Genomic DNA, 23,101 nt, shown 5'->3' on the forward strand with positions numbered 1-23,101 from the left:
AGATGTGAAAAGAATTGTTTTAGCGATGTCAATCCTAGGACTTGTAGCATGCTCGCAGTATGCAAGTACGGGAGAAAAAATTTATTTACAAAGTAGAAACGGTGCCACTATCAATGTACCGCCGCCGCTAACGGCAGCTAATATTGGTCATTTTTACGATTTACCTACACCAGCGGCAAATTTTAATATAAAGAGTGTTGAACCGTCCTCTGCAATAGCTAGGACTACTTAAGGTTATAAGTTAAGGTAAGATTATGGAATCGACTGAGTTAGCTGTTATTCAAGAATTATCAACTCGTCTTGTTGAAGCACAGAGTCAAATACGTATTCTAGATAGCATTAAATGGGATGATTCCATACGTCAGCAATTTTTTAATGATAAAGCAAGTAAACTGCCAGCAGTCGATAAAGCTTACTATGATGAGTATCGGCCGCTGCCATTTGATCCTCAAGAAAAACAAGAAGAGTTTCGTTTAATTTTACGGGATGCGCAGAATCAATTAGGACAGTACTCACCAGTTACACGTTTACTTAAGCGTCAATGCGAAGAGTATGTTAAAGCAGTAGATATGCTAGCATATCGAGGGACCCCAGGGTTTAGTCAGCTTGCTACGGAATTATACGGTAGTCCCGATGATGTATTTTATTCAGGTGGACCTCGATTATGTGATCTAGGAACAGTGCTTTTTGATGTATTAACAGCGCTTGATGTTCAGTTGCAATCAGATGCTGACTTAAAACGTTACACGCCTGAAGAAGCACAACAAAATTTGCAAACGCGTTTAAGTAATTTTTTTAATCTGCACCCGGGCAAAATTACGGTCATGGTCAGTGATGATATGATTGCTGACGCCTCTGCAGGTGCTGATAATATTAAATTAAGTCAACATGCAAAGTTTAGTGATAGAGATGTAAAATATTTAGAAGTTCATGAGGGGTGGGTTCATGTTGGTACGACATTAAATGGCTCTGCGCAACCTTACTGTACTTTTCTATCAAAAGGCTCACCTTCTTGTAGTGTTATTCAGGAGGGTTTAGCCGTTATTACGGAGATAGTAACTTTCTCTTCTTATCCTGGGCGAATACGCAAAATCACTAATCGTGTTATTGCACTTGATAAAGTACGACAAGGTGCCGATTTTCTTGATATTTATCGCTATTTTATTGAATGCGGCTTAAGCCCTATGGATAGTTATAATCATGCGGTACGAATCTTTCGAGGTAGTACACCAACAGGCGGGCCTTTTACTAAAGATTTATCGTATGCCAAAGGCTTTTTGTTAATTTATAATTTTATTCGCTTTGCTATAAGTCAGCATAGAGTTGAGATGATTCCATTGTTATTTGTAGGTAAATTAGTGCTCGATGATTTGCCCTTGTTAATGGAACTTCTAGAAAGAGAACTTGTAACCCCTCCCATTTATTTACCCCCGCCTTTTCGTGATCTAGCTGCACTTAGCGCTTGGATGTGTTTTTCTTTATTCCTTAATAAATTTGATTTAAATGAAATTCAAAAAAACTTTCGTTTTTTATTAGCTTAATAAGGGTATAATTAATTTCTTTGTTAGTAATTGAGGACAGGCTATGGGGCTTTTAGTTGATGGGCAATGGCAGGACACTTGGTATGATACTTCAAAAACCAAAGGTGCCTTTAAACGAGAGCCATCTAAGTTTCATCACGAAGTGAGTGAAAAACCGGATGCAAGTTTTCCTGCGGCTGCCAATCGTTATCATTTATATGTTTCTTTAGCCTGTCCTTGGGCACATCGTGCTTTAATTTTTAGAACGCTTAAAAAATTAACTAATTTTATTGATGTCTCTGTGGTTCACCCTCATATGTTGGACCATGGTTGGGAATTTAAACAGGGGATGGGTGCTACAGGCGATAAGCTTTATGGCCTTCGTTATCTCTACGAGCTTTATTGCAAAGCAGATTCTAAATATACCGGTCGTGTCACTGTTCCTGTCTTATGGGATAAGGAAAAGCAAACAATAGTATGTAACGAATCTGCTGAGCTTATTCGCCAATTAAATAGTGCTTTTAATCATTTAACTGGCGATAAACAAGATTTTTATCCTCCTTCTTTATGTGCTGAAATTGATGCCATTAATGACAAGATTTATCACACCGTAAATAATGGGGTATATCGCTGTGGTTTTGCCACTTCTCAAGAAGCTTATGAAGAAGCATTTGAGCAGTTATTTGCAACCTTGGATGAATTAGAAGCCCATCTAGCGCAGCATAGTTATTTAGTTGGTGGCCAATTAACGGAGGCTGATTGGCGATTATTTACTACCCTTATTCGTTTTGATGCGGTTTATTACGGCCATTTTAAAACGAATAAAAAACGAATCGTTGATTATCCAGCTTTGCAAGAATATCTTAAGCGGCTTTATCATTATCCAGGTATCAAAGAGACTGTTAACTTTTTGCATATTAAGCAGCATTATTATTACAGCCATCAAACTATAAATCCTAGTCGGATCGTACCTATGGGGCCTGAACTTAAGTTAGAGGAAGGATAAATAAAACTAAGCTAGCCGAAACAAGGCAAGTTATGGTTTAATAACCATTATTCTTAAAACCTTGGCGATTTTAAAATGACTTTTGTTGTGACTGAAAGTTGTATTAAATGTAAATACACTGATTGTGTTGAAGTTTGCCCTGTTGACTGTTTTTATGAAGGGCCTAATTTCTTAGTGATTCATCCAGATGAATGTATTGACTGCGCGCTTTGTGAACCGGAGTGCCCAGTGCAAGCAATTATGTCTGAGGATGATTTAACGCCTGAGCAAAAAAAATTTCAAGAACTTAATGCTGAGCTTGCACCAAAATGGCCCAATATTACGGCCAAAAAAGATGGACCTCCTGATGCAAAAGAATGGGAAGAGGTTAAGGACAAATTGCAATTTCTTCAAAAAGAGTGGGAATAGAGCATTTAACTGATGATGTATCTTCGCATTGTCAGCATGTTTTAGGTGAGCAAGGACGTTTATCTACTGCGATTCCTGGCTTTATAGCGCGCGAGGCACAAATTACATTAGCAGCGGCAGTAGCTGAGGCAATTACTCAAAAAACAATGTTAGTTGCAGAAGCTGGTACAGGAACAGGTAAAACCTTTGCCTACTTAATTCCATCTATATTAGGTGGTAAAAAGACTGTTATCTCAACAGCAACGAAGACGCTGCAAGACCAATTATTTCAAAAAGATTTACCACTGCTTATACGTGCACTTGGACGCGCTATCAATGTACAAAATTTAAAAGGAAGAGCCAATTACCTTTGTCGTTATCGTATTGAGCAGCATGCAGAAGAAGGCTTCTTTATTGCACCGCATCTTATTCATGACATTTTAAAAGTTAAAGAAAAGGTGCCCCAGTTAACTTATGGCGAACGCAGCGAGTTGCTTGACATTAAAGAAGACTCAGCACTTTGGCCTTATATTACTTCTAACATCGATAATTGTTTAGGTAGTGAATGTAATTATTATCAAGACTGTTTTTTAGTTAAAGCAAGAAAACGGGCGCTTGAAGCTGATTTAATTATCATCAATCATCACTTATTTTTTGCTGATTCTCGTTTAAAAGAAGAAGGGTTTGGTGAGCTCTTACCGGGTGTAGAAGTTATTATCTTTGATGAAGCACATCAGTTGGCGGAAATTGCTGCTCATTTTAATGAAGAGCGATTAGGTACACGGCAATTGCGCGATTTAGTCGATGATGTGATCCATGAATGGCCAGTGCTTGATTTAGCTAATCAACCGCTTAAAAAATTAAGTTTAGAAACAGATCAAGTTATTGAACAATTGATTGCCAATTTAGCTACTAAAGAGGATAAGTTAAGTTGGGATGTCGTAGAACGCCATCAACCCTTTCAAAAAGCTTGGCAACAATTAATTGATTTAATCGATACATTACTTATCTGTATAAAAGAGATGGAAGATGAAGAAAGTGCAGGACTTAAGCGCTGTGCTAAACGTCTTGAAGCGTTTAAAACAACAGCTGTAGCATTTCAAAAATCAGATAAAACACTCATTCGCTGGATTGAACGTTATAAGCACTCGTTAGTTTTACATGCTACCCCTTATGATATTGCTGATTCTTTTAAAGCTCTTTTAAAACAGCAATTATCTTGTGCTTATATTTTTACCTCAGCAACACTTACCATGGGTTCCTCTTTTGATTGTTTTACTAAACCATTAGGTTTAGATACAGCTCAAACCCTACTACTACCCAGTCCTTTTAACTATGCAAGACAAGCCTTATTATATTTACCACGATTCTTACCTGATCCTAACGATCCTGCTTACTATCAAGAATTAGTTAAAAAGGCCTTACCCATTATTAAAGCCTGTAAAGGGCGCTGCTTTTTTTTATTTACCAGTCACCGTGCTTTAAAATTAGTTGCTGATCTTTTAATCGATACTTTAGACTATCCTTTATTAATTCAAGGAGAAGAAGCAAAACCTATTTTGCTAGCTCGTTTTCGTCAATTAGGTAACGCTGTTTTATTAGGAACGGCTACCTTTTGGGAAGGCGTAGATGTAAAAGGTGAAGCTTTATCCTGTGTAATAATCGATAAATTACCCTTCGCCAGTCCCGTTGACCCCGTAATGCGTGGTAAAATGGCTTACTTAAAAGCACGTGGTTTATCTGGTTTTGATGAATTATCGCTACCAAATGCGGTGTTGGCTTTAAAACAAGGTGTTGGCCGTTTAATTCGGGATGTGACTGACAAAGGGGTGTTAATGATTGCTGATCCGCGATTAACGGGTCGCTCTTATGGGCAACAAATTTTTGCAAGTCTTCCTCCTCTACAGAAAACGCGTGATGAACAAAGTGTTTTAAATTTTATTGATCAATGGGTGTTAAATCATGAAGTTGTTAGCGCTTGATACTTCAACCTCTGTGGCAACGATTGCCTTACTAAATCAAGGCGAAATACTTGAGCGCAGTCAAGTTGGTCAAGGCCAACATGCGCAAGTTATTTTAAGTATTATTGAAGAGTTATTAATTGAAGCAGCATTATCTATTTCACAATTAGATGGAATTGTGCTTGGTCGTGGGCCAGGAAGCTTTACCGGCCTTAGAATCGCTTGTAGCATCGCACAAGGCTTAGCTTACCCTCATGATTTACCTATATTTCCTGTGAGCAGTTTAGCTACTCTTGCTTATGCAATTAAGACAACTGAGAAGAATCAAGATACTCCAATCTTAGTGCTGATTGATGCGCGCATGAACCAAGTCTATTGGGCTTATTATAATAGCTCTTCATTAATTGATATACCTGAGTATGTTTCGGCTGCAAACGATATTAATATTATTCCTACATTGCCATTACAATTAGTAGGTATTAATTTTATGCCTTACTTTTCTAATTTACCAGAAATGTTAAGAGCTAGCATTATAAGACAACAAGAGATACCCTTAAAAGCCAGTACAATGTTACATTTAGTACAATCAGAGGCAGTTACCCCAATTACTGCCTCAGAAGCCTTGCCCGTTTATATCCGTAATCAGGTAGCACATCTTCCAAAATCAGACTAGTAATTTTAGGTTAGGCTAAGCAAAGCGCAGCCAACAATTCAATCATATGAAATTAGCTTATTCATAATTTGTTGGGCTGCACTTCGTTTAGTCCAACCTACTCTTGCTATGTGGAAATGGTAAATATGTAAAATGACATAAGTTAACTTGACCAATGTAATAAGAGCTCTTATCATCCTTTCTTAATTTAAGTTCATAAATCAAGTTAAGCCCTATAATTATAAGCTAGATTAAAGGAGCTCTTTTGGATAAACGTCTCTTAGAAATATTAGTATGCCCTCTATGTAAAGGGAAATTATTACTTAAAAATGAAGAGCTTATTTGTCGATTCGACAGGCTTGCCTACCCAATTAAAGATGGCATCCCTGTTATGCTTGAGCAAGAAGCACGCTTAATCCCACTTGAGGAAAAGGAATCCTTATGAACTTTAATTTCCATGTTGTCATCCCTGCACGTTATCAATCGGCTCGTCTTCCAGGCAAATTAATGATGGAGATTGATGGAAAAACAGTTATCCAACGTGTTTATGAACAAGCACTGCAAGCACAACCTAAAACTATTACCATAGCCACTGATAATGAGCAAATTGCTACTCATGCTAGAGAGTTTGGTGCTCATGTTGAAATGACGTTACCTTCACATGCAACTGGTACGGATAGAATTGCTGAGGTCATTTCCCGCGGGTTTTATACTGAAAATGATATTATTGTTAATGTACAAGGCGATGAGCCCTTTATTGAGCCTGCTTTAATTAATCAGGTCGCCCGTATTTTAACAAATCGAGAATTAAATATGGCGACATTGTGTTGGCCAATTGAGAAACAAGAACAACTCTTAAACCCAAATATCGTCAAAGTAGTTCGTGACCGTTTTAATAATGCGCTTTATTTTTCTAGATCACCTATTCCTTATAATCGCAATGAGCCTGATAGCATTAGTCATGTATTTAGACACATTGGTCTATACGCTTATCGTGCTAAATTTCTCGTTGATTTTGTTAGCTGGCTACCATGTAAATTAGAAATCAGTGAATGTTTAGAACAATTACGCGCTCTTTGGGCCGGTCATAAAATAAGAGTGGATGTGGCTTGTGCTGTGCCGCAACAAGATATTAATACGGCAGATGATTTGGCAAACGCAAGAAGAGAAGCTATAACAAGATCTCTAGAATAAGAGTAAAAGCATATTATAAATGCTGTTAGCTCTTAGTGGGAATAATAATAGCCATTAGTTTATCAGTAGCTGTGCCTAAGGCTTTCTCGGTACCACTTGCGCCTAAGGTAGGACTGTATGTAGTGTATGTAGAGTAACGATTCTTAGATAATTTTTTATCATCGGCCTCTTCCGATTTTTTGCTACCAAATACGCGAGCAAATACTTGAGCGATAGATCGTAAAACTTTAGCCCATCCAGGTCGAGCTTCATCAGAAATATTTTCCATCCCATTTTGTTGTAATTTTGAAACTTCTTTGACTAATGCTTTCTTATATTCTTTAGCAGCGATAGTGAGTCTTAGTTCGAAGTTATGATTATTAACTGCATTAGAGGGTTTTAGTTTTCTTGTTAAATAATTTTCGTTAATTTCTGTAAGCCGTTGATACATAGAGCTTAATTTAGGGAGCCTTGAATCCATTTTATCGGCCTTGAACCCTGTCATAAATTCTGATATTGAAAAATTTTCATCGACAGGTACCATGTTAGTTTTTCGCACAATCTCTTTAAATTCGTCCTCAATAATTCTTAAAACTTCAAGTGTTGCTTTATATTCCTTACTAGTTTGCTTAAAAAGTAACTCAGCTTTGTCGATAGCTTCCTCATGGGCGTTTATCGCCTTATAAAAATTATCTATGTCTAGATCAGTTACTCCTTCCCTTAATTTAATTTGTTCTATATTAGGGAAATGTATTAAATTTTCTAGCCATAGCTTGGATGCTTCGGTATATTTCTTATAAATATCATCTAAAGCTTTATAAATTGACTCTTTCTCTTTCTTGTCCCTATCGTTATCTTGCTCAAGAGCCTTCTTTATAAAAAAATAAGTTTCATGGAGCCAGTTGTTCTCAAGCTGATGATGTTTAGGTTTTAAAGATTTTAGGAGCGCTTCACTGAGTAGGCTTAATTGTTCTTCTAGATTTTTTATATTTTTTTTGATTGTGTCTAAAGACAACTGCTCGCCCTGATTTTTGCTTAGTTCTTCTAATTTTTCAACTCCCTCTGGTCTATTAGTGCTAGGCCAATACGTTGAGCTCAAAATGTTATTGATATTCTGAACAATAATATTATATTGTTCAATGAGCATTGTTTTTTGATTATCTTCTTCATTTTTAAGCGAGTTTAGGGTTTCCATATAAGTGTTTGCTACTCTAAATTCGTTTTTATCCCCGTAAAATCTTAAGGTAGATAAAAACCTTATTTGAGCATCGAGAGTTTTTGTAATATCTTTTTCGGTAGTCTTATTAAATTCTCTAACTGTATTCTCAAAGGAATCTAATATTGTAGCTAATAACTCACAAAGTTGCTGGGCTCCTTTAACAGTTGGGTGAGTTAGGTTATCTTTTTTAAAAAGCTCTAGCTGTTTATTTAAATCTGATTGAATAGTTGTAATTTTTTTTCTAACTTCTGTAGTTTGAGTTTCAATTTGTTTTTTCAGTTGCTCACTCATCTCCCTTTTTAATACTTCAAGTTCTTCTTTAAATTTTTGACTAAACTCTTTATCTAACTTCTGCAATTTAACCTTCGGCTTTTTCGGCTTAGCAAGTTGAGATTTTAGTGCTTTAAGATCTTCTTGTAATTTATCTGACGCAGGCTCCAATTTACTGAGTTTAGCTTCTAAACCTTCAAGCTGTTTGCTATATTCTTCAACGAATTGATGATATTCTAAGTTTGCTATTTGTTTAGTTACAATATTAATATACTTTCCAAATTCCTCGCTTAATTTGTTTAAATCGACTTGCTCTTCGCTAATTTCTTTGTATTTAGTAAGTTGATTATCTATGTCTTGCTGAATTTCTGTTACTTTATCAGAAGGTATTAATTGATTAAGCTTGATTTTTAAACCTTCAAGATGCTGACAATAATCTTTAATTAAACCCTTTTTTTGCTCAAAAAATGACTTGGTAATTTCAGTAAGGGTCGGCTCAGTATCTTTACATAATTCTTCTATTTCTATCTCTCGTTTTTTGAGTTCGTCAAAAAAATCTTTTTGTGAAACTGTACCTTGAGTATATTGCTCTTTAAGGCTGATTAATTCGTCTTTAGCATTCGTAAGAGAAATTTGATATTCTTTAGTTATCTTTTCATCCGTTAGAAACAATTTCATAATTGGGGCTAATTTCCCCAATTCTGTATCAAGAGTAGCAGTAAGTGATGCGTATAATTTTAGACTACTCGCTTTTTCTATTAAAAAGGGTATTTCTTTTTCTAAACTCCTCAATTCTGCTAAAAAATTTTCTTCTTGCTTAATAATGGCTAATTGGCCTGCAGAACTAGTTTTTTTATCTTCTAGTGTTTGACTATAGTTGAAATGGCCTATATTTAATGATGATTCTAAATTTTTGATATATTCGAGAAAGCTCTTATTCTCCTTAACAACAAGATGCTCAGAGCGTATTTCATATAATTCTAGAGATGCGTTTATGTTTTCTTTAATATCTCTAAGGCTCTTTGAAATCTCCTCATATAATGTTTCTATTAACCTATCTTGTTCAGCTTTAATCTCTGGGGAATTTAAACTCTCTATTAATTTTTTTTGTTCATAATCGGATTGAACCTGTGTTGAATATGAATTTGTTAACTCACTCTCTTGTTGTAAATTTGAATCATCTATTATTACTTTGGTTGGTTCTACAGCAGATCGAACCTCTACTTCATCTGAATTTGTTAACCTATTTTGCGCAGCTTCAGTTTGTTGTAAATTCAAATCATCATCTGTCGAAATGCTTATTTTTGGATCAGATTGAGGTTGTGGTAAATTGGAATGCATTAATTTACTTGGAGAAATTTCAGGAGCGAAAGCAAGCTCCATTTGTAAATTTCTTTTAAAACTAGTTAATTCTTCTCGTAGCGTATGGAGTTTAATAATATGCTCTATATATTGCTTCCTGTCTATATTTTGCCAGTTGGGAAATGTCCAACTTCTTTTCCGATTAGATTTCGGTGATATAAGATCTTCAGATTGTTTTTTTGAATTTGCTTTAAAAAACAATTTGCGTTTTGCATTAATATCCGTTGTAGCAAAGCCAAGATCAGACGTTAATTTTTTAGTAAAATTATCTATAAATATTTCTGTAGAACCTTCTAAGACAAGAGAAAATTTAGGATTTTCTCTAACATGCTTAAGAAATTGGGAAAAGCCCTCTAATTGTTTTTGGATGTCTTCTTTAGCCTGCATTCGCCGACTAGCTAGATTTTTGATTTCTCTAATCTCTGAACTTACAATTTCTTTACGCTGATTAATATCTACTAGAAAAATAATTTGATCTTTATTTAATTCCCTTAACTGGCTAAACATAATTGTTAGATTTCGTATAGTATCGTCTATAGAGTCATCTTTTTGTTCTATCTTACTTAAATAAAGCTTATTTTTTTTAATTGCTTCTTCTATCTCTTTTTGTTTAGTATTAAATTTGCCAACCATTTCTCTTAAGGGCCAATCAAGCTTAAATTCATCAGACTGAATTAATTCGGCAATAGCTAAATTTGAGTTACTATGGATAGTACTTAATGAATTAAATTCTTCTCTTAGCTTTTGAAGTTGTTCTTCCTTAGATGCATTATCTTGATTGGGCTCTCCTACCGCTGGTTCTAAATGAGAATCTGAGTTTTCATTAGGTACTTTATCTATTGATACACTAGATGGCTCATAATATACACTAGGTTTAATTTTAGAAGCAGTAGAGGGTCTAGAGCGCAAGCTTTGAGATTTATTTCTTTTTTTTGGTATTACTTTTACCTCTTCTATTTCTGGGATTTCTGCAATTTCTTTTATCGTTGACTCATAATATTTTATGATTGCTTCTAACGATTTAGATATAGTTTCTGATGAGACAGGCAATAGAACATTGTAATCTGGGTCTCTCTTTTTCGCCATTGCCTTGAGTCCATTTTCTATATCTAAAATTATTTGACTGTCCTTAAGTTTCGTCAGGACCTCTTCCTCTTCTATTTCTTTATCAGGGCTTTCGAGACGATAAGGCAACATAATCTTGTTAAGACTTTTCATAAAAACTTCGTATTCTTTTGAGTCTTTTTTCAAAGCTTCCAGAATAGTTTTCTGTAAAAATATTAATTTTTGTAATTGATTTAAAATAAATTCGTAAGATTTAAACATAATTAAAAGGCTAATTACCTTTGTAGTAAATAAAATATTACCATAAGAAAATTAAGGGATTATTAATTTTAAATCATATAATACAAAAATTAAACAATTTGGGAGGTGCTATTAAAAAAGTGGTAAAATTATTTATTGAAAGATATAAATTAATTTAAATTTCAACAAGTTAAAGAGAGAATAGCTGCGATCAAAACTGTTAAAAATTTAACTTTGCTTAATTAAACGTCCTATTTCAGCATTAATAGTTACAGTTGTACGCTTTTTTCGCATATAAAGTAAAAAAGCCGGCAGTAACATACAAACAATACCTAAACTAAACACGAGGCGAAAGTGATTGGCCCCGCCAATATCCATACTATTTTCTGGCGGAATAAAGCCAATAATAAGGGTAATTATGCAGCCTGTTAACCCTAAGGTGCAGGTCAGATAATAACCTAATTTACCCCCAGGAATGGCAAAGGGGCGAGGTAGGTGGGCAAATTTAGTTTTTAATTGCCAGGCTGCTAAAAACATAAAAACATACATTAATATGTAGAGTTCCGTACTTAAATCAGTAAATAACCAATAAATTGCATTCACGTTTGGAAAAAGTAAAAAACCACTGCAAAGAAGAGTAACTATAACTGCTTGTAAGAGTAAGACTCGTGAAGCGACTCCATGTTTATTTAAGCGATAGAGCCAATGCGGCAAAAAGCCTCGATCGGCTGCTAATAACAAGCCTTTGGCAGGGGATATAATCCAATTAACCATGCTTCCTAAGCTACCTAATAGTAGTAATACAATCAGTACAGGCATTAAAAAGTTTAAGTGATAAACTTGAAAAAAGTTATCAAAGGCTTGCATGACGCCACCGACTAAGTTTATTTTTTCTTTAGGCAAAACAAACGCAATAGCCAGTGAGCCAAATATCATGGTTATTAAGATTAAAATAACAGATAAAAACATAGCGCGTGGAAAGTTTTGTTGGGGTGAATGCACATTACGAACATGTACTGCAGCCAGTTCCATACCTAAGAAAGAAGTCATTATCGCTGTAAGCGATACCCACGATTGAGTATCAGTCCAATGTGGAAGAAGGTTAGCTAAGCTAAAATTAATGGCTAATGGATGACCTTTTATAAGCCAAATGAAGGCTAATAAAATGATAAAACCCATGGGTAAAATCATGCCCACAATCGTACAAAAACTTGCAAATGCAGCCGAGGCTCTGAGGCCTGATAATCCTATGAGAGTAAGTGACCAAAAGACAATTAATATCACGGAGATTAAATAATATTTATTTTGAATCAACTCTGGATTTATTAAATAAGCTAACGTTCCGGCAATAAAAGATATAATGGTTGGATACCAGACTAAAGTATTAATCCATTGTAGCCAAATAGTAAAAAACGCAGCGTTTTCACCAAAAGCTGATTCGACCCAACTATAAACCCCGCCTTCTTCCTCTGACCAAGTTGAGGAAAGTTCCGCTGAAACTAAAGCAACAGGAATTAAAAAGATAATTGCAGAAAAAATAAAAAAGAAAATGAGTGAAGAGCCAAATAAAGCAGTTCCCGGTAAATTACGAATGCTATCAATAGCACCTGTAATTAATAAAACAAGAGCAAAGACAGATATTTTTTCAGAAGACCATGCTTTCATTGCAGACCATACTTAGTCAATGGATTGCCCAAAGGTAGCCATTATAAGGTAAATAAGTGCTAGTATAAAATAATTTTATTAACGAAAACTTATTTTTATTATTTTCAAGCTGATATGAGAAGTATTTCTATGCCTTTAAATCCCTGAGCAGGCATTACAGAATTAATTAAAATGTTATACCCAAAAGAATCAGTTACTCTCAAAATTTTACAATTCTGTCATTCCCGCACAGGCGGGAATCCATCCTGCAAGTTAAATCTATTACTGAATTGAGTTAAGAAAGTTATTTTTATAGGAGGGTTGATATGTTTTATATTTACTTGATGCCAGAGCCTAAATAGATACCCGCCTGCGCGGGTATGACGGCTTAATGGACGAAGGGAGAAGTGTAGATAAAATTGATAAAGAATAAAGTTAATGATGGATATGGTATTGCTACCTCTATCATTTCCGCACAAACTGTAAATAAAACTTGATAAAAATAATCCAACTTAATAAACCAGCTACTAAACATAAAATAGGAATAAAATTATAGTGCACGGAAGCAATTAACCCAATGGAGGCTGGGCCAATAATAATGGCTAACGATAATAGTGATTGGGTTACGCCTAACACTTTACCTTGTACTTGAGCATCGACCATATTGGCAATGATCGCATTTTGTTGAGACCAAATGGTTGCACAAGTAAGGCCCACTAATCCATAAGCTAAGTAAAGCCAGTTTGCACTTGGTGTAGCAAGATAAAGAGCATATCCTAAACACAAGATACCACTGGCTAATAAAACGATAACATAAGAATTATATCTTTTACTAAGTTGTTTATTTAAATAGATAGAGCTAAAGGCTGCTACTAATGACCCAAAACCAAATAAATAACCTAACCAAGTGCTTGATACCTGAAATTTCTCAACCGCAAAGATAGGTAAACCCGTGAAAGTACTTTCAGTACTTAACACAAACAAGAAATAAATTAACAACATAAGATTGACATGCGGCATTTTGAAACATTCAACAATATTATGAAAACCAGTCGTTAAGCTTAAAGAGCGGCGTTGATAAGTACCTGTATCTTGGTAAACCACTGCAATAAGTAATAAGTTAAGTAAGAAAATAATAGCCATAAATAGAAAGGGCGTATACCAACTAAACCAAGATATTAAACTAGGGCTAGATAAATGTGAGCCTACCATAGGTGCTAACACACAACCTAAGGATGCAGCACCAGCGAGATAACCTAAATTAATCCCACGTTCAGTATCATTGCTACTCATATTGGAAACAGCGGCAAAAATAACAGAACCATTACCAGAGGCAACACCAGTTAAAAAACGGCCCAGGAATAGTAGCCATAAAATGTTAGCTATTAGGGCAAAAGCACCGAGTAAATTAGCAAATACTAAAACAGACAAACCGAGCATTAAAATACGTTTACGACCAAATTGATCCGATAATTCGCCTAGCAAAGGCCCACCAAAAAACTGCCCAACGCCATAAATCATCGTTAAGGTACCAACAATTAAGGTTCGCGTAAAATGAGATGTATTAGGGTCTAACATGGGGCTATTAGAATCTAAAAAGAGAGGCGCGAAGATGGGGTAAACCATAAATAAACCGACAAAATCCAGGAAAAAAGTTAACATCATGCTATATATGGTAAGTCGGTTATTAAGTTGCGTATTCATAAATATCTCTCAATCATAATTAAGACTTAAATTACGACAAAGTATTTTTCTCTAATAATAGAGTAGTTCGTTGAAATAAGGTAAGTTGGGCTAAACAAAGTGCAGCCCAACTTTTAGTCCTAACTGTATTATATTCATGATTTGTTGGGCTGCACATCGTTTAGCCTAGTACGTTTGCTTTTCTTTACGTTCCTAAGCGCCACGATGCAAATAGCTTCCCGCCTGCGCGGGAATGACAAGTGTTTTTGTATCGCAGGATAAAATTGATCTCATATACCTCCTAAGTATGCCAGATCATATAAATCTGTCATACCCGCGTAGGCGGGTATCCATCTACGTTATAACTCTAAATTATGTTAAAGAAAATTTTTAAGTAAAAACCGTATTCGCTTATTTATCTTATTTACTTATAATATCTTAGGCTTAACTTTTATCTTTCGATACAGCTTAAGCCTTAAAGGAAATTAATTTAAGTAAGTCCAGAGAAAACAATGGAAGAAAAACAATATTATGTTTATATATTGGCTAGTAAAAAATATGGAACACTTTATACCGGTATCACCAGCAATCTCATACAACGAGTAAGTCAGCATAAAGCAGATCTAGTTGAAGGATTTACTAAAAAGCACCGTATTCATCGATTGGTGTATTATGAAATTCACTTGGATGTTTATGAAGCAATAACTAGAGAAAAGTGTATCAAAAAATGGTACCGACAGTGGAAAATAAACTTAATCGAGCAACACAACCCTCAGTGGCTCGATTTATCAATTGGCTTGTTTTGAAGGTTGGATACCTGCCTACGCGGGTATGACAGGATTTAAAGGTGCCAGTGTTAGAGGCATTTCGGTATAAATACTTAACCTAGTCTTTGTCATTCCCGCACAGGCGGGCATCTATTTATGTTGGTACATCTAAGAATTGTTTTGTTGTGAGAAATAAATCATCTACGCGGCATAGCACATTTAAGGGGTGTGACAGATTAATGGGAGTGACAGATTGCAGTGGCATGTCAGATTAATTTTAACCCGCTATGCAAATACACCTGTCATTCCCGCGCAGGCGGGAATCTATTTATGTTCTAGCACCTAAGAAAGATAAAGAAGTATTTAACCTAATTAGTTGGAAAAATAAGTAAAAAACTATTACTTCATGCCTTGTAAAGTAATAACAATATGCCGCGCCGAAGCATGATTACGGTGCTCACATAAAAAAATTCCTTGCCAGCGACCTAATGCCATTTTCCCATTGGTAATGGGGATGCTTAAACTGCTGCCCAAATGAGCATTTTTAATGTGAGCTGGCATATCATCTGGACCTTCAATCGTATGGGTATAGAGTTGCTCATTGTCAGGCGCTAAGTGGTTTAAATGGGTTTCTAAATCATGCCAAACATCTTCTGACGCATTTTCACTTATTAAAAGGGAGGCGGAAGTATGCTGCAGGAACAGATGGACTAAACCTACATTTACTTCGGGTAATTTATTAATCGCTTCTTGGATTTTATCCGTAATTAAATGCACCCCACGCGTTTGTGGGTCAAGGGTACATTTAATTTGACTATAAAACGGTAAATGTTGCTCAGCCATGTTTAGATCCACCGCGACAAGCAGGTGATGCTGACACTTGCTCTTGCCTCTTTTCCCACTCGGTAGGGGAATAAAGATGCAAGCTTAAAGCATGTAGGCCTGTTTTAAGTTCATCAGCTAAGAGCGCATTAACTTTTCGGTGCCTATCAATGCGCTCTAAACTTTCAAATTCGCGAGTAACCACAACTAATTTAAAGTGTGTTTCACTGTTAGGCGGCACATGATGATTATGTGATTCATTTTCCACTTCAAGCAATACAGGGTCTAGATTATTTACTAATATATTTTTAATTCGCTCTTTGCGCATCATAGTTATAAGAATAAAAAATAAGTTAATTGCTTATATTTTAGAGGATAATGGGCATTTTAGATAGTTAAAATTTTTACCTTATGACGTAATAAGAACTAAGATAAAAATAAGGTTTTTATACATTAGATTGACAAAAAGTGACTAATTTGGTCAGTAACTTGGTAAGTTTGTAAAAACTTGTTAAACCAATGAGATGTTAAAGAATACTATCGCTTATAAAGGGGCCTAAGACTTAAAATTTCCTTTAAAATGAAGGCAGTAATTTTCTTTTATTCATGTTATGGTCAAGTAGCCAGATACGTGAAATATAGAGAATATAACAACTTTAGGCTATGGCATGTAACTTGCAATTTAAAATTAAAATTCATACTAAGGTTAGAGGAGTAGTATAATGAAACAGCGAGGTTTTACACTAATTGAATTAATGATTGTAGTAGCTATTGTCGGTATCTTAGCAGCTATTGCAATTCCTGCTTATCAAGATTATACGGTAAGAGCGCGAGTCACGGAGGGACTTAATTTAGCTGCGCCTGCTAAAGTAGCGGTTGCTGAAACTTATCAATCTACCGGAGGCACTACGCTGCCAGCTGATGCTGCGGCTGCAGGTTATACTCCACCGGCGGCTACTGATAATGTTGAATCAATCGCTATAGCTAACGGTGTTATTACTATTGATTATACCGATAGAGCTGGTGGCGGTACTTTAGAATTAACTCCAACTCCAGATGCAACTTCACCAGGGCATTTAAATTGGACGTGCAGTGGTGGCACATTAGATGCTAAATATCGACCATCTAATTGTCGTGCAGCTGCAGCTGCTGGCGGAGGTGGTGCTACTCAATAATTCACCTTATAGCGGTTCAAACCGCTACCTATTTAAATACCGCAGCTAAACTGCGGTATTTTTTTATTCTTTCATTAATGCTATAGCGCTTATGAATACCCGCTTAGGCGGGTATGACAGAATAGATGTCAGACAAAGTAGGTGTAAGGCAGATTGGTGAAAAGATAAATTTTTAGCTATGAAAGATTTGTAGCTATGGCAAATGATTAAAATCATTGTCATGCCCGCGCAGGCGGGCATCCATTTATCACGTTAAATGAGTTTTGAATTGCGCTAAGTAGGTTAATAGTCTTAAGGACAAAGCCACTTTTATTATTTTATCAGTGCCAAATCATCGATAGATACCCGCCTACGCGGGTATGACAATTGCTATACTATAATTTTTTCTCAACCAATTTATTTTGTAAGCGAACATACATCGGCAAACCATTCTTATAAGGCGGATAAGCCTCACCTTCAATTAATGGTGCTAAATAACGCTTGCAGGCGTCAGTTATGCCCATACCATCTTCGGCAATAAACTCGGCTGGCATTTTTCGTTCTTGGTTTGCTACATCTTTTAATTCAACATAATCAATTACCCAGCGATAAGGGGAATCTTGTTCACGTTTAACAATCGGCATAATCGCATTTTTACCTTCTATTGCTAACTCAACAGCTGCTTTACCTAGCGCATAGGCTTGGTCTACATCAACTTGGGAAGCAATATGTCTTGCTGCGCGTTGTAAATAGTCAGCCACAGCCCAATGGTATTTATGGCCTAAATTAGTTTTAATCAATTGGGCAATAATAGGGGCAACTCCTCCTAATTGAGCATGACCAAAAGCATCTTTAACACCCGCTTCACTTAAAAATTTACCTTCGCTATTTCGAATACCTTCAGAAACCACGACCACACAATAGCCAAAGTTTTTAACTGACTGGTCAACTTTTTCTAAAAATTGACCTTCATCAAAACTTACTTCAGGCAGAAGGATAATATGGGGTGGATCGCTTTCATTATTTTTAATTAATCCACTTGCAGCGGCAATCCAGCCTGCATGGCGGCCCATGACTTCAAGAACAAATACTTTTGTTGAAGACGCAGCCATCGAAGCGACATCAAAACCGGCTTCTAAAGTAGAAATGGCGATGTATTTAGCAACTGAACCAAAACCTGGACAGTTATCTGTGAAGGGCAAATCGTTATCAACCGTTTTGGGGATACCAATACAGGTAATTGGGTAGCCCATCTTATGCCCTAATTGGGAAACTTTATGAGCAGTATCTTGAGAATCCCCACCGCCATTATAAAAGAAATAACCAATATCATGGGCTTTAAACACCTCAATTAACCGGGCATATTCAGCTTCATTATCTTTTAATTTATAGCGACAAGAACCAAATGCACCGGAAGGGGTATGCATAAGAGAGGCAATGGCTTCATCAGATTCTAATGAAGTATCAATTAATTCTTCTTCTAACGCGCCAATGATACCATTTTTTGCTGCATAAACTTTGCCGATGTGATGAGGATGAAGACGTGCAGTTTGGATTACGCCACAGGCTGAAGCATTAATCACGGCAGTGACACCACCTGATTGTGCATAAATCGCATTTTTCACGGACATAGTAACTCCAATTTAAATTTATTTTTGAGCTAAATTTGCCTAAATATTTAATTTCTATAGGAAGAAATTTGGTATTTATTTTAATTCAATGTCTTTGCTTGATAAAAACTTTCAAATTCTTTAATGACTTCATCAGCACTTTGCATAAACTCAGTAAATGTTTCTTTTAATTCGTCAATATTCTGTGCTCCTTTTGCCTTTTTCTCTAAGCGAATAACTTGACTTTGTAGGCGGGGAACCCCACAAAAACAGCAAGCGCCATTTAATTTATGAGCAGCACTTTCTAGTCCTTTAATATCTTTGTTATCAAATAAAGCAAGGAATTCTGGTTGACTTTTAGTTAATTCTTCAACAAAGCGAGTTAAAAATTCTTCCGCTAAAATTTGATTACCAGATACCTTTTGCACACAAAGCGACCAATCAATAGCTAGCGTTTGCGTTTTATTAAGAATACGTAAGAGGTGGGTTAGTAATTCTTTTTCATCAATGGGTTTTTCTAAACAAAGATCAATGCCTGATTTTTTTAATTTTTCTTGATTAACATCGCTGGTATTAGCACTGATAACAACAATAGGCGTTCGGCGATTAAGAACCGATTCTTTTCGAATCCGACGTGCTGCTTCAAGGCCATTTAATTTTGGCATCTGCACATCTAAAAGAAGTATATGATAGCGTTTTTCTTGGCAAGCTCTTATCGTTTCTTCGCCATCTTCAACAAGTTCTATTGAGGCATGCTCTTGTAATAACGAACTTAAAAGCATGCGATTAACAGGATTATCTTCTGCAATAAGGATCTCAGGGTGAATAGCCCTTAGTTGTTTCCTTAAATTTTCTAATTCATGGTTGCTGCTAACTGTTTGCGAGGCCTCAGTCATAATAAATTCGATCGTATCATATAATTTTTGAATACTTAAAGGTTTATAAAGGAATGCTCTTGCGCCTAACGCTTGGGGATCATGGATTAACCATTTGGACACTAAAACAGAAGGAATGGTTTGTTTGCGAAGTAATTGTGCAACTTGTTTTTCACAACCTTCATTAACATTAATAAAGGCTATCTCACATTCTTTGTGTTCTTTAAAGGCTTCTTCTAACTGACTAAATGCGCTCACTTGAACACAGTGAATTCCCCAAAACCCTATACCATTACACACATGGCCTCAAGTTGTAGCGGGTTATCATCGAAGCAAATAGCTCTTAAATGGCCAAAGCGATGGCTTTGATTTTTTTCAACTTCATAAGCTGCTAATTTCTCAAGCTTAATCTTCACAGTAAAGGTAGAGCCTTTATGAAGTTCACTGGTTAATTGAATACGACCATGCATGGTTTCAGCGAGTTTTTTACAGATAACCAGTCCTAAACCTGTACCACCAAAACGTCTAGTAATTGATGTATCAGCTTGATTAAAAGCATTGAATAATTTGGTTTGATCCTCTTTTGAAATACCGATACCTGTATCAGTTACAGCAATCGAAACACAATAATCTTTCTCCTTTTCTTGTTCAATTTGGGTGCGAATTAAAATGTAACCATGATCAGTAAATTTAATCGCATTACTAATTAAATTAGTTAGTATCTGCTTAATACGTAAGGGATCGCCTAAAACAGTTTTAGGCACATCTACACCCGTAGAGGGAATTAAATCAATTCCTTTTTTATGGGCATTAGGACCAGCTAAAGCTAAAACCTCATCAATACAACCGCGTAAGTCTAGGGGAATACAATCTAAATGTAACTTTCCTGCATCCATTTTTGAATAATCGAGAATATCATTGATGATATTTAATAAATCTTGTGCGGACGATTTAATTGTTTTGACATAATCAAGTTGTAATGGGTCAAGTTTGCTTTCTAGTAATACATTTGTAAAGCCAATTACACCATTCATGGGGGTGCGAATTTCATGACTCATATTGGCTATAAAGTCAGATTGCTGTTTACTTTTTTCTTCTGTTTTTTTCTTTTCTAAAGAAAGCTGAATATTTTTTTCTTCTAATAACTCAAGGCTATTTTGTAAATCTTCTGTAGCAACTTCGATATGATGATTTAGATCATGAATAGTATTTAGATATTGCCGTTGTAGATGAGCGCAGCCTTTTTCAATTTCGCCTAATTCGCTATCGCTAGAAACAGCAATATGCGTTTCAAATTCATTTTGTAGAATTTGTTTCATGCTCCGGCGCAGGCGCGCAATAGGTAAATAAATACGCTTTGAGAGAAAATAGTGAATAGTTAAGCTGATTAATAAACCAAACAGGGTTATAAAAATTGTTATGATATACATTTGGTAACGCTTAATCAGCATGGATTTCGTATCAATATCAATGGATAGCCAGCCAAGAATATCATCTGCTTGTAAAGGAATATAATCAGCTGTTTTTTTAAAGGTAGTATTGGAATAAAGATTAAATTTAGGGATGGTGATAGGAGCTAGAAAATTAATAACGTAAGGTTCAATTTGCTTGCTCTCAATGTAGTCACCGGTAAATTCAGGCGGTGTAAAGGGCGTATGAATAGAGTGTTTGCCACCACGATAAGCCATTAAATGGCCATCGCCATCATAAAAGGCGAGCGCAATTACTTCAGGATTAATCGTTGAAGCATTGATAAGGCCTTGCAGTGTTCGCCTGTCATTACGCATCAGCGCCAATTGCGCCGCAGGTAGAAGCTGGCGAATATAAGCTTCACCTAAACGGAACATATGTTGATTTAAATCCTTGTTAAACTGACCATTATAAAAAACAGCAAATAACAGAGCAACAACTAAAACAGGAATTAAAGTAGTAAGGCGAAGCTGATATTTTATACTCAAGCCTTTCATATAAAATAACCGCCGTTAAATAAAAAAAGTGCTTCTTGCATAGTTTTTATAAATTTGGCAATACATTTGTTGGCTTTTCGTTATATATAAAGTCCGTTATTATAGCCCGAATATTTTCCTGCTTACAACGGAGCTTTTTTAATGGTTGTTAGAACACGTTTTGCCCCTAGTCCCACGGGCTTTTTACATGTGGGCGGAGTACGAACTGCTTTATTTTCTTGGTTATATGCTAAAAAGCATCAAGGTCAGTTTGTCTTACGTATTGAAGATACTGATCGTGAACGTTCTACTGAAGAGTCCGTGCGAGCCATTATTGATGGTTTAGCATGGTTGGGTATGGATTACGACTTAGGTCCTATTTATCAAACTGAACGATATGATCGCTATCAAGAGATAGCAGAGCGTTTATTATCGCTAGGTCAAGCTTATCGCTGTGTATGTTCCAAAGAACGTTTAGAGCAGTTACGCGAAACTCAATTAGCAGCAAAACAAAAGCCTAAATACGATGGACATTGCCGAGATTTAAATTTATCAACTACCGATGAGCCTTTTGTTATACGTTTTAAAAATCCGCAAACTGGTACGGTATCCTTTAAAGATGAAGTATATGGTGATATTGACGTAGAAAACAGTGAGCTAGATGATTTAATTTTAATTCGCTCAGATGGTCATCCTACTTATAACTTTGCTGTAGTAATTGATGATTGGGATATGGGAATAACCCATGTTATTCGAGGTGATGATCATATTAACAATACACCCCGCCAAATTAATTTATTTAAAGCTTTAAACGCACCTTTACCTGTTTTTGCTCATTTGCCTATGATTTTAGGTGATGATGGTAAGCGCTTATCTAAACGTCATGGCGCAGTGAGCGTTTTACAGTTTAAAGAGCAAGGTATTTTACCACATGCATTACTTAATTATTTGGTACGTTTAGGTTGGTCTCATGGTGATCAAGAAATATTTAGTATTGAGGACATGTTTAAATATTTTGATTTAGCTAATGTAAGTCGCGGTGTGTCTAGTTTCAATTATGATAAATTAACTTGGTTAAACCAACATTATTTAAAAGCAGATTCTCCTACAAAAGTTGCTGAAGCTTTATTATGGCATTTTGAACGCGTAGGTATTAATCCTAAAAATGGACCTGAAATAGATAAAGTTGTCATGATTCAAGCCGATCGCTTTAAAAATTTAGCTGAAATGGCAGAAAAGAGCCGTTATTTTTATCAAGATGTTATTGAGTATGATGAAGACGCTATCAAAAAACATTTACGTCCTGTCATTCTTGAGCCCCTTACGCAAGTATATGAGCAGTTACAGCAATTAGATACTTGGAGTGCAGAGAATATTCAACACATTATTAATAATGTTAGTGCACAGTTTAATATTAATATGAGTAAGATTGGACAACCCCTACGTGTGGCGGTAACTGGTAGTAGTATGTCGCCTGCGATTGATGCAACACTTGCCTTAATTGGCAAAACACGTACGCTTTTCCGCTTACATTATGCTTTAGATAGAATAAAGCAACGTGTTGAAAGTAATGCTAGTTAACATTAAAGTGCTTAGATTTACTAAAGCTTGAACAATAAGCTAAGCTCTTTAGCTACAAGGATTTTATAGTCATATACACAAGTTTATCCACAGATTTAGTGGATAAGCTTGCTAATAAATTTTACTGTTAAAAACATAAAATAATTTTAAAAACAAAACGTTAG

The 23,101-nt window shown here is 35.7% G+C and carries 17 protein-coding genes and 1 pseudogene; 11 read left to right on the plus strand and 7 right to left on the minus strand.

The window, feature by feature from the left end; all coding sequences use genetic code 11:
* Positions 1 to 4 precede the first annotated feature (4 nt).
* The 8 genes from E1P04_RS02485 (at position 5) to kdsB (ending at position 6,720) form a co-directional block, all read left to right on the plus strand.
* Positions 5 to 232, plus strand: coding sequence for a hypothetical protein (locus E1P04_RS02485; protein WP_131781349.1), 228 nt, complete (start codon positions 5 to 7; stop codon positions 230 to 232).
* Positions 233 to 254: 22 nt separating this feature from the next.
* Entirely contained in the window at positions 255 to 1,541 is a 1,287-nt protein-coding gene (locus E1P04_RS02490; RefSeq protein WP_131781350.1) for a flavohemoglobin expression-modulating QEGLA motif protein, read from the plus strand.
* A gap of 43 nt (positions 1,542 to 1,584) precedes the next feature.
* Positions 1,585 to 2,526 carry a glutathione S-transferase family protein gene (locus E1P04_RS02495; protein ID WP_131781351.1) on the plus strand — a complete coding sequence of 314 codons (942 nt, stop codon included), beginning with the start codon at positions 1,585 to 1,587 and terminating at the stop codon, positions 2,524 to 2,526.
* Between the two features lie 75 nt (positions 2,527 to 2,601).
* The gene (gene fdxA, locus E1P04_RS02500) at positions 2,602 to 2,934 is read left to right on the plus strand and encodes a ferredoxin FdxA (protein ID WP_131781352.1); all 333 of its coding nucleotides are present in this window, start codon (positions 2,602 to 2,604) and stop codon (positions 2,932 to 2,934) included.
* Positions 2,925 to 4,895: a DNA repair helicase YoaA gene (yoaA, locus tag E1P04_RS02505; protein WP_427853066.1), complete on the plus strand. Its 1,971-nt coding sequence runs from the start codon at positions 2,925 to 2,927 to the stop codon at positions 4,893 to 4,895. Before fdxA ends, yoaA begins: the two co-directional genes overlap by 10 nt.
* Positions 4,876 to 5,547, plus strand: coding sequence for a tRNA (adenosine(37)-N6)-threonylcarbamoyltransferase complex dimerization subunit type 1 TsaB (gene tsaB / locus E1P04_RS02510; protein WP_131781353.1), 672 nt, complete (start codon positions 4,876 to 4,878; stop codon positions 5,545 to 5,547). The genes yoaA and tsaB overlap by 20 nt, the downstream gene beginning before the upstream one ends.
* A gap of 244 nt (positions 5,548 to 5,791) precedes the next feature.
* Positions 5,792 to 5,971 (plus strand): Trm112 family protein, encoded by a 180-nt coding sequence (locus tag E1P04_RS02515; protein WP_115331539.1) that lies wholly within the window; start codon positions 5,792 to 5,794, stop codon positions 5,969 to 5,971.
* The gene (gene kdsB, locus E1P04_RS02520; RefSeq protein WP_131781354.1) at positions 5,968 to 6,720 is read left to right on the plus strand and encodes a 3-deoxy-manno-octulosonate cytidylyltransferase; all 753 of its coding nucleotides are present in this window, start codon (positions 5,968 to 5,970) and stop codon (positions 6,718 to 6,720) included. The genes E1P04_RS02515 and kdsB overlap by 4 nt, the downstream gene beginning before the upstream one ends.
* A 25-nt stretch (positions 6,721 to 6,745) precedes the next feature.
* Here kdsB and E1P04_RS02525 read toward each other — a convergent pair whose 3' ends face one another.
* From E1P04_RS02525 to E1P04_RS02535, 3 genes are all read right to left on the minus strand, one after another.
* The gene (locus tag E1P04_RS02525) at positions 6,746 to 10,876 is read right to left on the minus strand and encodes a hypothetical protein (RefSeq protein ID WP_131781355.1); all 4,131 of its coding nucleotides are present in this window, start codon (positions 10,874 to 10,876) and stop codon (positions 6,746 to 6,748) included.
* Positions 10,877 to 11,083: 207 nt separating this feature from the next.
* A complete protein-coding gene (locus tag E1P04_RS02530) occupies positions 11,084 to 12,520 on the minus strand; it encodes an amino acid permease (RefSeq protein WP_131781356.1) in 1,437 nt (478 codons plus the stop codon).
* A 444-nt stretch (positions 12,521 to 12,964) separates the two neighbouring features.
* Positions 12,965 to 14,203 carry an MFS transporter gene (locus E1P04_RS02535; protein ID WP_131781357.1) on the minus strand — a complete coding sequence of 413 codons (1,239 nt, stop codon included), beginning with the start codon at positions 14,201 to 14,203 and terminating at the stop codon, positions 12,965 to 12,967.
* 491 nt (positions 14,204 to 14,694) lie between these two features.
* Between E1P04_RS02535 and E1P04_RS02540 the strand changes: the two genes are divergently transcribed.
* Positions 14,695 to 14,988: a GIY-YIG nuclease family protein gene (locus tag E1P04_RS02540; protein WP_131781358.1), complete on the plus strand. Its 294-nt coding sequence runs from the start codon at positions 14,695 to 14,697 to the stop codon at positions 14,986 to 14,988.
* 360 nt (positions 14,989 to 15,348) lie between these two features.
* Here E1P04_RS02540 and E1P04_RS02545 read toward each other — a convergent pair whose 3' ends face one another.
* Both E1P04_RS02545 and E1P04_RS02550 read right to left on the minus strand, forming a co-directional pair.
* Complete coding sequence (locus E1P04_RS02545; protein WP_131781359.1) at positions 15,349 to 15,792, minus strand: secondary thiamine-phosphate synthase enzyme YjbQ; 444 nt, start codon at positions 15,790 to 15,792, stop codon at positions 15,349 to 15,351.
* A complete protein-coding gene (locus tag E1P04_RS02550; RefSeq protein ID WP_131781360.1) occupies positions 15,785 to 16,102 on the minus strand; it encodes a BolA family protein in 318 nt (105 codons plus the stop codon). Before E1P04_RS02550 ends, E1P04_RS02545 begins: the two co-directional genes overlap by 8 nt.
* A gap of 391 nt (positions 16,103 to 16,493) precedes the next feature.
* On the opposite strand from E1P04_RS02550, the gene E1P04_RS02555 reads away from it, so the two are divergent.
* A complete protein-coding gene (locus tag E1P04_RS02555) occupies positions 16,494 to 16,946 on the plus strand; it encodes a pilin (RefSeq protein ID WP_131781361.1) in 453 nt (150 codons plus the stop codon).
* A 374-nt stretch (positions 16,947 to 17,320) separates the two neighbouring features.
* On the opposite strand, the gene E1P04_RS02560 is transcribed toward E1P04_RS02555, so the two are convergent.
* Complete coding sequence (locus E1P04_RS02560) at positions 17,321 to 18,556, minus strand: 6-phosphofructokinase (protein WP_131781362.1); 1,236 nt, start codon at positions 18,554 to 18,556, stop codon at positions 17,321 to 17,323.
* A gap of 80 nt (positions 18,557 to 18,636) precedes the next feature.
* Positions 18,637 to 21,377: pseudogene (letS, locus tag E1P04_RS02565) on the minus strand (two-component system sensor histidine kinase LetS).
* A gap of 141 nt (positions 21,378 to 21,518) precedes the next feature.
* Here letS and gltX point away from each other — a divergent pair.
* Complete coding sequence (gene gltX, locus E1P04_RS02570; protein WP_131781363.1) at positions 21,519 to 22,937, plus strand: glutamate--tRNA ligase; 1,419 nt, start codon at positions 21,519 to 21,521, stop codon at positions 22,935 to 22,937.
* The last annotated feature ends 164 nt before the right edge of the window (positions 22,938 to 23,101 follow it).

This window comes from Legionella gresilensis (assembly GCF_900639865.1).
GTDB lineage: Bacteria > Pseudomonadota > Gammaproteobacteria > Legionellales > Legionellaceae > Legionella_C > Legionella_C gresilensis.